At 48.0% G+C, this 15,332-nt stretch carries 14 protein-coding genes; 11 read left to right on the top strand and 3 right to left on the bottom strand.

Features of this window, described 5'->3' with window-relative positions:
• Positions 1–14: 14 nt before the first annotated feature.
• Positions 15–1,427 (top strand): reductive dehalogenase, encoded by a 1,413-nt coding sequence (locus LRP49_RS20125; protein ID WP_274144373.1) that lies wholly within the window; start codon positions 15–17, stop codon positions 1,425–1,427.
• A gap of 2 nt (positions 1,428–1,429) precedes the next feature.
• Entirely contained in the window at positions 1,430–1,711 is a 282-nt protein-coding gene (locus LRP49_RS20120) for a tetrachloroethene dehalogenase (RefSeq protein ID WP_274144371.1), read from the top strand.
• Positions 1,712–1,766: 55 nt separating this feature from the next.
• On the opposite strand, the gene LRP49_RS20115 is transcribed toward LRP49_RS20120, so the two are convergent.
• Positions 1,767–2,372, bottom strand: coding sequence for a DUF6198 family protein (locus tag LRP49_RS20115; RefSeq protein WP_078751130.1), 606 nt, complete (start codon positions 2,370–2,372; stop codon positions 1,767–1,769).
• A 519-nt stretch (positions 2,373–2,891) separates the two neighbouring features.
• On the opposite strand from LRP49_RS20115, the gene glyA reads away from it, so the two are divergent.
• The 9 genes from glyA to pgpA all read left to right on the top strand — a co-directional run bounded on the left by glyA (position 2,892) and on the right by pgpA (position 10,298).
• The gene (gene glyA / locus LRP49_RS20110) at positions 2,892–4,142 is read left to right on the top strand and encodes a serine hydroxymethyltransferase (protein WP_274144368.1); all 1,251 of its coding nucleotides are present in this window, start codon (positions 2,892–2,894) and stop codon (positions 4,140–4,142) included.
• A gap of 121 nt (positions 4,143–4,263) precedes the next feature.
• On the top strand, positions 4,264–4,713 hold the full coding sequence (nrdR, locus tag LRP49_RS20105; RefSeq protein WP_067420038.1) for a transcriptional regulator NrdR: 450 nt from the start codon (positions 4,264–4,266) through the stop codon (positions 4,711–4,713).
• An 8-nt stretch (positions 4,714–4,721) separates the two neighbouring features.
• A complete protein-coding gene (gene ribD / locus LRP49_RS20100; RefSeq protein ID WP_274144367.1) occupies positions 4,722–5,834 on the top strand; it encodes a bifunctional diaminohydroxyphosphoribosylaminopyrimidine deaminase/5-amino-6-(5-phosphoribosylamino)uracil reductase RibD in 1,113 nt (370 codons plus the stop codon).
• A gap of 16 nt (positions 5,835–5,850) precedes the next feature.
• Positions 5,851–6,513: a riboflavin synthase gene (locus LRP49_RS20095; RefSeq protein WP_274144365.1), complete on the top strand. Its 663-nt coding sequence runs from the start codon at positions 5,851–5,853 to the stop codon at positions 6,511–6,513.
• A gap of 39 nt (positions 6,514–6,552) precedes the next feature.
• Positions 6,553–7,662 (top strand): bifunctional 3,4-dihydroxy-2-butanone-4-phosphate synthase/GTP cyclohydrolase II, encoded by a 1,110-nt coding sequence (gene ribBA, locus LRP49_RS20090; RefSeq protein ID WP_274144363.1) that lies wholly within the window; start codon positions 6,553–6,555, stop codon positions 7,660–7,662.
• A 165-nt stretch (positions 7,663–7,827) separates the two neighbouring features.
• Positions 7,828–8,298 (top strand): 6,7-dimethyl-8-ribityllumazine synthase, encoded by a 471-nt coding sequence (gene ribH / locus LRP49_RS20085; RefSeq protein WP_067420041.1) that lies wholly within the window; start codon positions 7,828–7,830, stop codon positions 8,296–8,298.
• Positions 8,292–8,765 carry a transcription antitermination factor NusB gene (gene nusB, locus LRP49_RS20080; protein WP_420791640.1) on the top strand — a complete coding sequence of 158 codons (474 nt, stop codon included), beginning with the start codon at positions 8,292–8,294 and terminating at the stop codon, positions 8,763–8,765. Before ribH ends, nusB begins: the two co-directional genes overlap by 7 nt.
• 72 nt (positions 8,766–8,837) lie before the next feature.
• Positions 8,838–9,809 (top strand): thiamine-phosphate kinase, encoded by a 972-nt coding sequence (gene thiL, locus LRP49_RS20075; RefSeq protein ID WP_274144357.1) that lies wholly within the window; start codon positions 8,838–8,840, stop codon positions 9,807–9,809.
• 3 nt (positions 9,810–9,812) lie between these two features.
• The gene (gene pgpA / locus LRP49_RS20070; protein ID WP_274144355.1) at positions 9,813–10,298 is read left to right on the top strand and encodes a phosphatidylglycerophosphatase A; all 486 of its coding nucleotides are present in this window, start codon (positions 9,813–9,815) and stop codon (positions 10,296–10,298) included.
• Here pgpA and LRP49_RS20065 read toward each other — a convergent pair.
• Positions 10,287–13,217 (bottom strand): GGDEF domain-containing phosphodiesterase, encoded by a 2,931-nt coding sequence (locus LRP49_RS20065; protein ID WP_274144352.1) that lies wholly within the window; start codon positions 13,215–13,217, stop codon positions 10,287–10,289. The genes pgpA and LRP49_RS20065 overlap by 12 nt on opposite strands.
• A 241-nt stretch (positions 13,218–13,458) precedes the next feature.
• On the bottom strand, positions 13,459–15,324 hold the full coding sequence (gene dxs / locus LRP49_RS20060; RefSeq protein ID WP_274144350.1) for a 1-deoxy-D-xylulose-5-phosphate synthase: 1,866 nt from the start codon (positions 15,322–15,324) through the stop codon (positions 13,459–13,461).
• Positions 15,325–15,332 lie beyond the last annotated feature (8 nt).

The following is a 15,332-nucleotide window of genomic DNA, read 5'->3' as shown; positions in this document are numbered from 1 at the left end:
GTTTGGTGATAAAAATGGAAAGCAGAAACCCGTCTACAAATGATGATCTACAAAACGAAGGTCGGAGAAAGTTCTTTAAGCTCAGTGCTATTGGTGCAGGTGTGGCAGCCGCTGGTGCTGCGGGGGGATTTATATCCTACCGCGTAAATGGTGTACCGCACGATACTTTTCCAGTAGAAATTGATGATACGGTGCTGACGCCGTTTGATCAGAGAAACTCAGTCTTTAGTTACGCAATTTCTCAGAAACTACAAGAACAATATCCAGAGCGAAATACTGCCTTTGCAGAAGAACTTGGGATCCCGGTTTTTACTTTCTCAAGCATCATGAAGTCTCTGATTTCCCATTCACAACCAAACCCGGCTGCATGGGACAATAATACGCTAGGTTATCGACAGATTGATTGGGCGTTGTGTCATGCCGCTGTTGGGCCTCTAGATCGCTATTTGGCTCCCAAAAGCAAGTTTGGTTCACCGGCAACGGGTGAGCACACTTGGGATCAGTTAAACCTCGCGACAGAAAAATGGCAGTTCTCTTCCCCTGAAGATGCGAGTCAGCATATCAAGCGTGCGGCATGCCTTTTTGGTGCCGACCGTGTTGGCATTACCCACAATGATCCGCGTTGGAATTACTCACCCATTTTTGACCCTATTACCAGTACTGAGTATTCATGGGACGATGATTTTCCATTTGTACCTAAGACCGTCATTGTGTTGGCTTTTGAAATGGATTACGAAGCAATTCGAACCGCGCCATCAGCGGTATCCGCAGCGTCAGTCAACAACGAATATACTGAGATGTCGCTGGTTGCCGGTCAGTTAGCGGACTTTATTCGTCGCCTTGGCTACAAAGCTGTTGCCTCAGGGAACGACCTTGGCAATAACGTTGCTTACAGCATTGCTGCTGGGTTGGGCGAAGGTGCGCGCAATGGCACGCTCATTGTACCTAACTTTGGTAGCCGCGTTCGCACAGCGAAGATCTATACAGATCTCGACGTAGTTGAATATGACAAACCACGTTCTTTTGGCATCATGGAATTTTGCGAAAACTGCAAGCGTTGTGCAGAACAATGTCCGTCTGATGCGATCAGTATGGATGATAAGCCATCCATGGCTCCCACTTACCCCGGTAGTGACCGCATCGACATTGCGTGGCACGGCCAAAAAGGTATCAAAAAATTCTATAACGATGCGAAAAAGTGCTTTAAGTATTGGGGAGACAACGGTATTGGCTGTGTTATCTGCATTAAAGCCTGTCCTTGGAATAAGCCAGACTTCTGGCATCACCGTCTGATTGATGCTTCGAACACCGTGACTTCTGGCTTTGTCCATAAACTGATGACGGAAGCCGATATTCTCTTTGGCTACGGCAACATGGAAGTAGAAAAAGCAGTAGAGAAGTTCTGGGTATCGGACAAGGAGAAGTAATCATGATCGGATTAATGTGGTATCTGATGGGGATGATGACAGTCGGTGCAGCGTGGTGGTATGCAGAGATCAAAAAACGCTATGACATCACCGTGCTGGCAAATCTTGGGTTGGTTGCGGTCTTTGTTATTCTCTGGGTATGTATTGGTTGGTCTTGGGCCTCATTTGCAGAAGGTGAGCCGCAATCAGGTGCAATGGGGCTGGTTTGTTTTGGCCTGCCGGGCGTGATTTTATTAAACCTTGTCTGGAAACGGTTGATCGTTCCTACGCGCAAAACTGCGTGATACAAAAAGACCGCCATTGGCGGTCTTTTTCGTTATCTGGAGATTCTTAAATGAATCAGTAACACACGACATAGCGGTCAGGACGATGGTTCATGGTCAGCACCAAGTTCAGCACAAACGCACCGAGCACTGAACACGCCAGCAGCCATGGCGAGACGAAGAAGAACGACGCCAGCAAAATACCCACATCAACCGCCATTTGGACATTGCCCGCACGAATACCGAACTTGTCCTGACAGAACAACGCCAATACGTTGAAACCGCCAAGGCTTGCGTTGTGACGGAAAATCATCAGCATGCCGACACCCATCAACAGACCACCAATGAATCCGCAGTAAACCGGCGATAGCCAACTGATCGTAAATACGTGTGAAATGTGGTCAACAATCAATGACACCATGCCGCCAGCAAAAATGCTGCGAAGGGCAAACTGTTTACCAAAACGCACCCAGCCCATCATGTAGAAAGGAATATTGAACATGAAATACAAGGTACCAAAAGACAGGTCGACAAATTGAGTCGTTAAAAGTGCGAGACCTGTGGTTCCTCCAGTCAACAAGCCAGCTTGCTGTAGGAAGAATACGCCTTGTGCCACGATAAATGTGCCGGAAAGAATGGCAATCAAATCTTCAACCGTGGTGTGTTTAGGTTTGAGGTTCAACGAAAGGGCTCCTAGGGTCTGCACGTTTGCGTGTCGTTTTTGAATGCGAGGGGGGCGCAAGCGGGTGCAGTGGCTAATAAAAAACAGGGCATCTTAATGAGGTTTGTTTACGGAGAAAAGAGAGCGTATAAAAGTGCTTATGCGTTGCTGTCAGCACTGGGTTACGGACTGTAAACAAAACGGGTTTACAGCGTATTTTCGTTGCAATGAAAGCCGCATTTTTACTGAAAATATGGAGTAACGTGAATTCAATTCATGGTTGGAATGAAAAATGACCATGTTCGCGACAACAAAAAAAATGTGATTGCTACTACCTGTTGCGCAACAAATTTTGTAGAATCGCAGCAAAGAGGATGGTCATGACGAAAACGTTTGCGTCCGCATGGATTCTGGGGTTTTCGGTATGACAAGAAGTAACTATATCTGAGGTTAAACCAGGTTGACCTGATGGCTTGATTTTCGAGATATCTGGTCAACTTGGTACAAAGCCTAGGGAACAATCTGAGTCAGGAGATACAGATGCTAAAGCGTGACATGAACATCGCTGATTATGATCCGGAGCTGTTTGCAGCCATCCAGGAAGAAACTGCACGTCAAGAAGAGCACATTGAGCTTATCGCGTCGGAAAACTACACCAGCCCGCGTGTAATGGAAGCGCAAGGTTCCCAGCTAACGAACAAATATGCAGAAGGTTACCCAGGTAAGCGTTACTACGGTGGCTGTGAGTATGTCGACAAAGCGGAAGCTCTGGCGATTGACCGCGCATGTGAACTGTTTGGTTGTGAGTATGCGAACGTTCAGCCTCACTCTGGTTCTCAAGCAAACAGCGCAGTGTACATGGCACTGTTGAATCCAGGCGATACGGTTCTGGGTATGAGTCTGGCGCACGGTGGCCACCTGACACACGGTTCTCCGGTAAACTTCTCAGGTAAGCATTACAACGTTATTCCTTACGGTATCGACGAAGCGGGCCAAATCAACTACGACGAGATGGAATCGCTGGCACTTGAGCACAACCCGAAAATGATTATCGGTGGTTTCTCAGCCTACTCTCAAATCGTTGATTGGGCGCGTATGCGTGAAATCGCGGACAAAGCAGGTGCTTACCTGTTTGTTGATATGGCGCACGTTGCTGGCCTGATTGCAGCGGGTGTTTACCCAACGCCAATCCCACATGCACACGTTGTAACGACGACGACCCATAAAACCTTGGCTGGCCCACGTGGTGGTTTGATCCTGTCGAATGCAGGTGAAGACATGTACAAGAAGCTGAATTCAGCTGTATTCCCAGGTGGTCAGGGCGGTCCTTTGATGCACGTTATCGCAGCAAAAGCGGTCGCGTTCAAAGAAGCGATGGAGCCAGAGTTTAAAGCATACCAGCAGCGCGTTGTCGACAACGCAAAAGCGATGGTTGCTCAGTTCCAAGAGCGTGGCTACAAAGTTGTATCTAACGGTACGGAAAACCACCTGTTCCTGGTTGACCTGATTGATAAGAACATCACAGGTAAAGAAGCCGATGCCGCATTGGGTGCAGCAAACATCACTGTGAACAAGAACAGCGTACCAAACGATCCACGTAGCCCGTTTGTAACCTCGGGTATCCGTGTTGGTTCTCCAGCAATTACTCGCCGTGGTTTCACGCAAGATGATGCGAAAGAACTGGCTAACTGGATGTGTGATGTTCTAGATAACATCGAAAGCCAGGAAGTGATCGACGCGACGAAAGCGAAAGTTTTGGAAATTTGTAAGCGTCTTCCAGTTTACGCATAAGTCATGTTTTGTTGAAAAAAAGCACCTTCGGGTGCTTTTTTTGTACCTAAAACGCACAACTAACCACTTACCCTTATGGCTAAATCGGTTACACTGTTCGGCAACTATCTAAGGAGGCGAGATGCACTGTCCATTTTGTGGTGCGAATGACACCAAAGTCATTGATTCACGGTTGGTCGCTGACGGCCATCAGGTGCGTCGTCGTCGTCAGTGTTTGGCGTGTAGCGAGCGTTATACAACGTTTGAAACTGCAGAGCTGGTGATGCCGCGTATCATCAAAACCAATGGCAACAGAGAGCCATTCAACGAAGATAAATTGCGCGGTGGGATTCAGCGAGCTCTGGAAAAACGCCCAGTCAGTACCGATGATATCGAAAAAGCGATCAATGTTATCAAGTCTACGATTCGTGCCACTGGCGAACGTGAAGTTTCATCTACCATGGTTGGTAACCTGGTGATGGATGCGCTGAAAGAGCTGGATAAAGTGGCATACATTCGATTTGCCTCTGTCTATCACAGCTTCGAAGATATTCGAGACTTCGGTGAAGAAATCGCCCGCCTGGAAAAATAAGCGGTTACATGTTTTCAATTTTTGATTCTCAAATGATGCTGCGTGCCATTGAACTGGCAGAACGCGGCATTTATACCACTGCACCAAACCCGAATGTAGGCTGTGTTATCACCCAAGGTGATGACATTGTTGGCGACGGTTTTCATTTTCGAGCTGGTGAGCCACATGCCGAAGTGCATGCGCTTCGTGCGGCGGGAGACAGTGCTCAAGGCGCGACTGCTTATGTGACGCTTGAACCTTGTTCTCATTATGGTCGTACGCCACCTTGCGCAGATGCGTTAATTGCGGCGGGCGTGAGTCGTGTCGTTTGTGCCATGGTTGATCCAAACCCCAAAGTGGCGGGACGTGGTATTCAACGTTTGCGAGATGCGGGTATTCAAGTGGATGTCGGCTTAATGCAAGCACAAGCAGAAGCACTTAACCCTGGATTTATCAAAGTGATGAAAACAGGTCTGCCTTTTGTTCAGCTTAAACTGGCCGCGAGCATTGATGGCAGAACGGCACTGGCAAATGGCCAAAGTAAGTGGATTACTGGCCCTGAAGCGCGCTCTGATGTGCAAGGCTTTCGCGCTAAAGCTGGTGCAATTCTCTCAACCAGTCAAACGGTTATGGATGATAATCCGTCTCTCAATGTGCGTTGGTCTCAGCTGCCAGAAACCGTGCAAAGTGAATACAGCCAAAACAACCTGCGTCAGCCAGTTCGCGTTATTTTAGATACCCATGGAAAGGTAAGTGCTGATATGGCGTTGTTTACGTTGGCGGGGGACGTGCTTGTTTTAACTGCCAATACAAACATTCGCTATGACCATGAAAACGTGGAAGTGATGGTCACGCCAACAGGCTCAAATGGGTTGGACCTTTGTGCCGCGTTGCGGTTGCTGGCTTCTCAAGGCATCAATCACATTTGGGTGGAAGCGGGTGCCACGTTGGCAGGAAGTTTGCTCGACGCGGAGCTAGTGGATGAGCTGATTGTGTATCAGGCACCTAAATTAATGGGATCGGACAGCCGAGCGTTGGTCAATATGACCGGCCTGACGTCCATGAACAAAGTCCCGACATTTGAAATGACGGATGTCTGCCAGATTGGTAATGACGTGCGTCTTCGCATGCAAAAGCAGTAAATCGAAGCGATAAAGTATGTTTACAGGAATTATTGAAGCGGTTGGCCGAATTCAGAAAATTACCCCTAAAGGTAATGACATTGCGCTAACCGTAGAAAGTGGAAAACTTGATCTGGCAGATGTAAAGCTAGGTGACAGCATTGCGACCAACGGGGTATGCCTGACAGTCGTTGCGTTGACAGGGAATGGCTATGTGGCTGACCTTTCAACCGAAACATTGAAGCGAACTGCCTTTGCTAATTATCAGGCGGGTCAAAAAGTGAATCTGGAAAAAGCCATGTTGCCAACTACGCGTTTTGGCGGTCACATGGTGTCAGGTCACGTTGATGGGATCGCAACCATCGTTTCTCGCTCTCAAGCTGGTCGTGCGATTGAGTTTTGGCTTGAAGCACCCGCGAATCTGGCCAAGTACTTGGCAGAAAAAGGGTCAGTGACCGTTGATGGCATCAGTCTGACGATCAATGATGTTGACGGTAACCGTTTCAAGCTGACCATCGTGCCTCATACCGCACTTGAAACAACGATCGAAGATTTTAAGGTTGGTCATCAGGTGAATCTGGAAGTGGACGTGATTGCCCGCTACCTAGAAAGATTAATGATGGGTGATCGAGCCGCTCATCAGGCCGGAAAAAGTGGTTTAACCATGGCAAAGCTTGCCGAGTCAGGTTTTCTAAGATAAACACAGAGCATTCGTACAGGACGTTATAGGGATAGCACCATGCCGATCAGCAGCGCAGCAGAAATCATTGAAGATATTCGTCAAGGCAGAATGGTCATCTTGATGGATGACGAAGACCGTGAAAACGAGGGTGATTTGATTATCGCCGCTGAGAAGGTCTCGCCGGAAGCCATTAACTTTATGGCCACCCATGGCCGAGGTCTGATCTGCCTGACCATGACGAAAGACCGCTGCCAGCGACTCGGCTTGCCCTTAATGGTTCGCGATAACAATGCGCAGTTCTCTACCGCTTTTACTGTTTCGATTGAAGCAGCAGAAGGGGTAACAACTGGTATTTCGGCGGCTGACCGTGCAAGAACGGTTGAGGCTGCGGTGGCACCCAATGCGGTAGCGGCTGACTTGGTTCAACCGGGGCATATTTTCCCCTTAATGGCGCAAGACGGCGGGGTGCTTACCCGTGCTGGTCACACAGAAGCTGGCTGTGATCTGGCCCGTTTGGCTGGCTTTTCTCCTGCCGGTGTTATCGTTGAAATCCTTAACGAAGACGGCACCATGGCGCGCAGACCTGATCTTGAAGTGTTTGGTGAAAAGCACGGAATCAAATTGGGCACCATTGCGGATCTGATTGAGTACCGCAATAACAATGAAACGACAATTGAGCGTGTTGCTGAGTGCAAATTACCGACAGAGTTTGGCGAATTTGACCTGATCACCTACCGCGACACGATTGATAATCAGGTGCACTATGCACTGCGTAAAGGCGAAGTGAATAATCAGCCAACATTAGTGCGTGTTCACCTTCAAGATACTTTTACGGATTTACTGCACTCAGACCGTTCTGCTGAGCGGAGCTGGACGTTGACTGACGCAATGAAACGCATCAACGCAGATGGTGGCGTACTTGTGATTCTTGGCAAAGAAGAGTCTTCGGCATCTATCATCAACAAAGTAAGAACGTTTGAAGCACAAGACAAAGGCGAGAAGCCTGCCTCTGCGAAATGGCAGGGCACGAGTCGCCGTGTTGGTGTGGGTTCTCAGATCCTTGCAGATCTGGGTGTCACAGACATGCGTCTGCTGTCTTCGACCAGCAAGCGTTATCACGCCTTGTCAGGATTTGGCTTGAAAGTTGTTGAATACGTTTGCGACTAATTTGTCGCTTACGGCTTAAACGCAGCCAAGGCTGCGTTTTTTTATCGAAACTTGTAGCAGAATACGCGCTTGGTTTCACAGGTATAACCGCTGGATGATTTGCAGAAAAGTGTGATAGAATCCGGCGGTTTTCTCAATCCGGATAAAAAAGTCACAGGAAGGCCCATGAAGGTAATCGAAGGTGCACTTGCCGCACCTAACGCGAAAGTTGCAATTGTTATCTCCCGCTTCAACAGCTTCATTAATGAAAGCCTGCTGGATGGTGCCATTGACGCACTGAAGCGTACGGGTCAGGTAAGCGAAGACAATATCACTGTAGTACGTTGCCCAGGTGCTTACGAGCTGCCATTGGTTGCGCAACGTGTTGCTAAAAGCGGACGTTACGACGCTATTATCGCTCTGGGATCAGTGATCCGAGGCGGTACTCCACACTTTGACTATGTGGCTGGAGAATGTAACAAAGGTCTGGCACAAGTTGCCCTGGAGTTTGATACTCCGGTTGCATTTGGTGTTCTGACTGTAGATACCATTGAACAAGCCATCGAACGCGCGGGAACCAAGGCTGGTAATAAAGGGGCAGAGGCTGCACTGAGCGCGCTTGAAATGGTAAACGTACTGTCCCAAATCGAATCCTAACGGGGGTTATCGTGAAACCAGCCGCACGACGCAACGCGCGTCATTTTGCACTACAAGCCATTTATTCGTGGCAACTGACTAAAGGTAATGTTGCTGATATCGAAGCGCAATTCCTTGCTGCAGACAACTACGAAGAAGAAGAGCATCAAGCTGAAGAGCCACGTTTGCGCCAGCCAGAAACTGACGTAGATTACTTCCGTGACCTGTTCGCGGGTGTGGTTTTGAATCATCAGGAGCTGGACAGCAAAATGCGTCCTTACCTGTCTCGTCCTATCCAAGACTTGGATGAGATGGAGCACGCTCTTCTACGTCTGGCGATGTATGAAATGTGCAAGCGCGAAGACGTGCCTTTCAAAGTGGTAATCAACGAAGCGATTGAACTGGCGAAGCGTTTTGGCGCAGAAGACAGTCACAAGTTCGTGAACGGTGTGCTTGATAAAGCAGTACCGACCCTGAGAAAGAAATAATAGAAATCTTCACAGATTTTAAGGCCAGCCTCGCTGGCCTTTTTCTTATCAAATTTAGCTTGGATGGAAACAATGGCTGGCAATGAATTTGACCTGATCAACCATTTTTTCAAAACGCAGCCCGTTTCACGTAAAGACGTGGAGTTGGGGATTGGTGACGATGCTGCCGTCATCTCTGTGCCGGCAAACAGTCAATTGGTGGTAACCACCGATACACTTGTCGCGGGTAATCACTTCTTGCCAGAGGCTGACCCTGTCAAAGTGGCGCATAAGGCCTTGGCATCAAATCTTAGCGACCTCGCCGCAATGGGTGCAATTCCAGCTTGGTGTTCACTCGCGCTCACGCTGCCTTCACCAGATGAAGCATGGCTGAAAGGCTTTTGCGACGGTTTCTATAAGTTGGCGGAGTATTATCAGGTTCAGTTAGTGGGTGGTGATACCACAAAAGGCCCACTCAGCATCACGATTACGATGCAAGGATTTATCCCTAAAGGAAAAGCCATTCGCCGTGATGGTGCGAAAGCGGGTGATTGGCTTTACGTTACTGGGAATCTGGGTGATAGTGCTGCGGGATTAGAGGTGATTCTTCAGGGCAATGAGCCATCATCTGACTCGGAAAACACCCTGCTGAATCGACACTACTATTCGACGCCGCGTGTGCTAGCGGGTCAAGCACTCCGTGAGATTGCTTCATCAGCTCTTGATATTTCTGATGGGCTTGTTGCTGATCTAAAACACATCCTCAAAGCCAGTCAGGTGGGCGCAGTGATCAATGCCGAAGACCTTCCGCTGTCAGATGCGCTTTTGGATTATGTTGGAAATGCAGAAAAAGCGGCAAAGCTGGCACTATGCAGTGGCGAAGAATACGAGCTTTGCTTTACTGTGCCAGAATCGCATCGTGGTGCTTTAGATGCAGCACTAGCTCACACTAATACCACAGTAACTTGTATTGGGCAGATCCGTCATGGTGATGGCCTACAAGTACTCTGGAAGCAAAAACCGGTCGATTGGACCTTGTCCGGCTGGGACCATTTTTCGGAGTGAAGTATGAATAATCCGATCAGTAAAATTCGTTTGTCTAACCCGATTCATCTTTTGGCTACAGGGTTTGGCTCGGGCCTTTCCCCTATCGTGCCAGGCACGATGGGAACCTTGGCTGCGGTTCCGTTTTATCTTCTTATCGTCGCTCTATCGCCAACACTGCTTCCGGTTGCCATTGTCGTTGGTGCCGCGGTAGGTATATACCTGTGTGGTCGCACCTCAGAAGACATGGGGGTTCATGACCATGGAAGTATTGTTTGGGATGAATTCGTCGGCTTTTGGATCACCATGTTGCTGGTGCCTGTCATGACATGGCAGATAGTGTTGGCAGGATTTGTCATTTTCCGCTTTTTTGACATGGTAAAACCGTGGCCAATTAGTTGGTTGGACAAGAAAGTACACGGTGGCCTAGGCATTATGCTGGACGATATCGTCGCGGGCTTGATGTCGATGATTACGCTTTGGCTGATTACCCCTTACTTACCCCTCTAAGCTTTCACTCGTTAACAGAAACTGTTTTAACCGCTCTATGCGAGAGCGGTTTTCTGAGACCGTTTTGATAAATGGGTAGAGGTTTTCGCTGAAGGTCGGTAAGCCATACCATGATGGGTCTGGATGCCAACCTTCAATCCAATGGGGTATTTCCCAATCCCTAAGTGGGACAGAGATACCATAGCCTTGACCGAGTTCACACCCTAACCATAAAAGCATTCTTGCCTGTTCTGCAGTTTCAATGCCCTCAGCAACAACATGTCTATTGAACGTATTGGCCAGTGATATTACCCCTTCGAGTATCACCAAGTTGTCAGCTTCAACCAATAAGTCGTGAATGAAACTTTGGTCTATTTTCAGGGTTTGAGCAGGCAGGTTTTTCAAGTAGGTCAAAGATGCGTAACCCGTGCCGAAGTCGTCAATGGCAAATGAAACCCCCAGTTCTTGGCATTGGGAGATAACATCAGAGACGGCATCAATATCTTCGAACGCGCTGGTTTCTAAAATCTCAAGCTCCAGCTGTCCGGAGCGAATCGTCGGGTATCTAGCAAGCAATAGACGCAGTTTGTGAATAAAATCAGGTTGCAGCAAATGATGAGGAGCGATGTTGATGCTAATGGTGGTCTCGAGCCCTTGTGCTTTCCAACTGACAAGTTGGCTTGCTGCCGTTTCGAGAACCCACTCGCCGAGTTCTATAATACGGCTATTGTTTTCGATTTGCGGTATAAACGCTACAGGCGTCAGTTCGCCCTTATTCGGATGAGCCCAGCGAACCAATGCTTCTACGCCAATCACCTCTCCTGTTCTTAAATTCACTTTCGGTTGATACCGAAGAAAAAGCTGATTGGAGTGAATGGCATTGCCCACTTCTTCCAACTGTTTGTTTTTTCTTTTAAGGCTTTGTTCAAGTTCTGCATCAAAGAAGTGATACCGATTCTTACCTTTTAACTTGGCTTGATACATCGCATAGTCAGCCTGTCGGAGCAATTTATCAGAATCGACCTTTTCCGGTTGAGGGTAAGTCGTCACCCCCATACTGCCTGAAATTTGTAGTTTGCTTCCGTTGATATCTATGGGTGTCGACGTTGCTTCTAGCAGCCTTGGTAGCAAGGGAGAGCATGAATTAGGGGATTCAAGATCTGTCAATACAGCGACAAACTCGTCACCACCTATTCGGGCTATGGTGTCGCACGACCGTAATGCTTTTTTCATTCTCGACGCGATTTGTTTTAAAAGCATGTCCCCACAATCGTGGCCATACGTGTCGTTCACCATTTTGAACCCGTCCAAATCAAGGAAAATAACGGCAACAAACTGTTTGTGGCGAATTGACTGCTTCATTGCGCTTTTTAATCGGTCGTTCAAAAGTAATCGATTTGGTAGTCCGGTCAGTGGGTCGAAATGGGCAATTTTTTCGAGCTCAGACTCATGTTCTTTATATGTGGTTATGTCAGAAAAAACGGCAACATAATTTTGAGGTGCCCCTTGATCATCAGTGACTGTACTAATGGTTAATAATTCCGGATACAGGTCACCATTTTTTCGACGGTTCCAGATTTCACCCGTCCAATGGCCTTGCTTATCGAGAGAAAGCCACATTTTCCGATAAAAGGTTTCATCTTGTTGGCCGGATTGTAAGAAGCTTGGATTCCGGCCTTTCGCTTCATCGGCGGTATAGCCTGTGATTCTGCAAAAAGCATCATTAACGTCGACGATTATTTTGTCGCTGTCCGTGATGATGATGCCTTCTCTTGCATGGGTGAACACTTTTGCGGCCAAACGTTGGTCGTCTTCCGCCTTCTTATGAAGACTTATGTCTTGGAGTGTTCCTAATACCGTAAGTGGTCGGTTGTTTTCATCCCATTCCATGACGGAGCCGCGAGCGAGAACATGCACCCACTGTTCTTTGCTATTTTGAACGCGGATTTCGCAGTCAAAATAGTCTACATCTTGGTTGAATAGCTTTGCTAGGTGACTGTCAGCCAGTTCCTTATCTTCGGGGTGAATGAACTGTCGCCAATCGAGTCCTGGTTGTTGGTTGAGGGAGCGTAAATTCCAACCGAGAATAAGTTGCCAAGTACCATTGTAAGAGATGACGTTGGTTCTGGTATTGAATTCCCAAGTTCCAGTTCGGGTGCCTTCAATGACATTTTGCAATCGAGAGTGCTCACGTATAAGCGATTGATTAGAATTGCGTATTAGGCTAATCATTCGATTCATGGAGTACCCGAGAGTTGCTAATTCCTGGCTTCCAAAATCGGGGATAGTGGTGGTGGGTAATCCACAACTGTCCGTTTTTTTTATGGCACTGGTGATTTGCGTTAATGGGTTGAAGAAGAATCGCTTCGTGAAAAATAACAAGAATGCGATGAGGAGTGTCGCAGAGAATACGGAGTAAGTGACAGTTTGCGCGAGTTTTTTTGATAGTGCGCCTTGAAGTACGCTACTTGATGTATAAATCGCGAGTGTTCCGATGGGCTCTCCTGTCGTCGAATTAATGGGCACTGACAGAGAGAAGGCGGCACTTTCTAGTCGCGAATTATGCGAAGGTAAGCTTTGATCATACGGTTTAAAATTGCCGTTTTTATCGTGGATATACCCTGATGCAAAGCTAGGCTCTCCAATAACTCGTCCCATCAACTCATCATAAACAATGATTGCCAAATGACGATTTAGTCGTGCCTCTGTTTTAACCAAATTGTCGTATTCATGTATGGAGTATGCCGTCATAAAGGGTGACAAGGTATCGATGAGCCTTGATGCACTTTCTCTGGCGTTAGATTCCATCGACGAAATGATTTCATCACGCTGTTCGCTATAAACAATCAGGCCGGAAATAGAGAAAGTAGCAAATACAGCTAGACAAATGACGAGCGAAAGCTGCGTTAAAAGTGAGTACTTGTTGCAGGTGTTTTTCATGCTTTAACCCTACAACGTCGTTCTGATGGATGTTAGACAAGACAACGCACTGCAATAGCATCGACAAGCAGAATGCAATATAAGCAAATAGTGCTTTTTCAAAAAGCTATCCCCAGTTTTTAGTTACGGCTTAGGTGAGTTAGGAAGGTTGCGATCTAAGCGTAGTCTCATTTTTAATAGGGGTAATTTTTGATAAAAAAAAACGGCCTTTTTAAGGCCGTTTTGGGTGGTGTGATAGAACTCAGTGTGCAACGTAGCGACGAATTTGCGCTTCAATGCCTTTAGCGTCAATTTCTAGCTCGGCATGAAGCTCTTCTTGTGTGCCTTGATGAACGAAGAAATCAGGCAGGCCGATCTGCAACACAGGTTTTGGTTTCCGGGTCTTCATCAGGTATTCGATAACACCCGATCCCGCACCACCGGCAATGGCATTCTCTTCTACCGTAACCAGAACATCGTGATTGGCTGCCAGTTCGTCAATCAGAGCTTCATCAAGCGGCTTCACGAATCGCATATCTGCCACTGTGGCGTTTAGAGCTTCTGCGGCTTCTAGTGCTGCTGGTAGCATGGTACCAAAGCTGAGGATGGCCACATTTTCACCTTCACGGCGAACAAGACCTTTACCGATTGGCAGTGCGGTCATCTCTTGCTGGACAGCTGCGCCACAGCCCGTACCGCGTGGGTAACGTACGGCCGATGGACCATTGTGCGTGTGGCCGGTGTAGAGCATCTGACGGCATTCGTTTTCATCGCTAGGTGCCATAATCACCATGTTCGGAATGCAGCGCATGAAGCTGAGATCAAAGGCACCTTGGTGTGTTTGACCATCGGCTCCAACTAGACCACCACGGTCAATCGCGAACATCACAGGAAGATCCATGATGGCCACATCATGAATTAACTGGTCATAGCCACGTTGCAAGAAGGTTGAATAGATTGCGACAACTGGGTTATACCCGCCAATTGCCATACCGCTAGCGAGTGTTACGGCGTGCTGTTCGGCAATCGCAACATCAAAATATTGGTCAGGGAACTCTTTGGAGAACCTCACCATGCCAGAGCCTTCGCGCATTGCTGGCGTAATAGCCATCAATTTATTGTCTTCAGCGGCCATATCACACAACCAATCGCCAAAAATTTTGGAGAAGGTAGGGCCTTTCGACGCCGCTTTTGGCAGTGTGTTTTCGGCAGGGTTGAATTTAGGCACCGCATGATAACCAATAGGGTCTTTCTCAGCGGGCGCGTAGCCTTTGCCTTTCTTGGTCATGACATGTAGGAACTGCGGGCCTTTAAGGTTTCGCATGTTCTTAATGGTTTTGACTAGCTCTTCAACGTCATGACCATCAACAGGGCCAATATAGTTAAAGCCAAGCTCTTCAAACAAAGTGCCAGGCACGACCATGCCTTTGATGTGCTCTTCTGCGCGTCGAACAAGTTCTTTGATCGGTGGCGCACCAGAGAGCACTTTCTTTCCGCCTTCACGAATGGAGGTATAGAAATTGCCGGAGAGCAGTTGGGCAAGGTGGTTGTTTAACGCACCCACGTTTTCAGAGATAGACATCTCGTTGTCGTTGAGAACCACCAACATGTCTGCGTGCACATCACCAGCATGGTTCATGGCTTCAAATGCCATACCTGCGGTAATCGCGCCATCACCGATAACGCTAACGACTTTTCTGCCGTTGCCTTCTTTGGCTTCTGCTATCGCAAGACCCAATGCAGCACTGATGGACGTGGAGCTGTGGCCAACAGAAAGCACGTCGTACTCGCTTTCTTCTCTCCAAGGGAAAGGATGCAAGCCGTCTTTTTGGCGAATCGTAGGTAACTGCTCACGGCGACCAGTCAAAATCTTGTGCGGATAGGCCTGATGGCCAACGTCCCAGATAAGATGGTCCAGTGGCGTGTTGTACACATAGTGAAGTGCCACAGTCAGTTCGACTGTGCCTAAGCCCGATGCAAAATGGCCACTCGAATGGCTAACGGAGTTCAAAAGATATGTGCGTAGCTCTTCACACAGCGTCGGCAGGACATCCCGCGGCAGTGAGCGCAGTTCGTCGGGGGTGTTCGCCAGTGCGAGCGTTGGATATTTAGCGATATCGAGAGTCATATAATTTG

This window comes from Enterovibrio qingdaonensis (genome assembly GCF_028683135.1).
Lineage (GTDB): Bacteria > Pseudomonadota > Gammaproteobacteria > Enterobacterales > Vibrionaceae > Enterovibrio > Enterovibrio qingdaonensis.
This window is presented reverse-complemented; position numbering and strand designations above follow the sequence as displayed.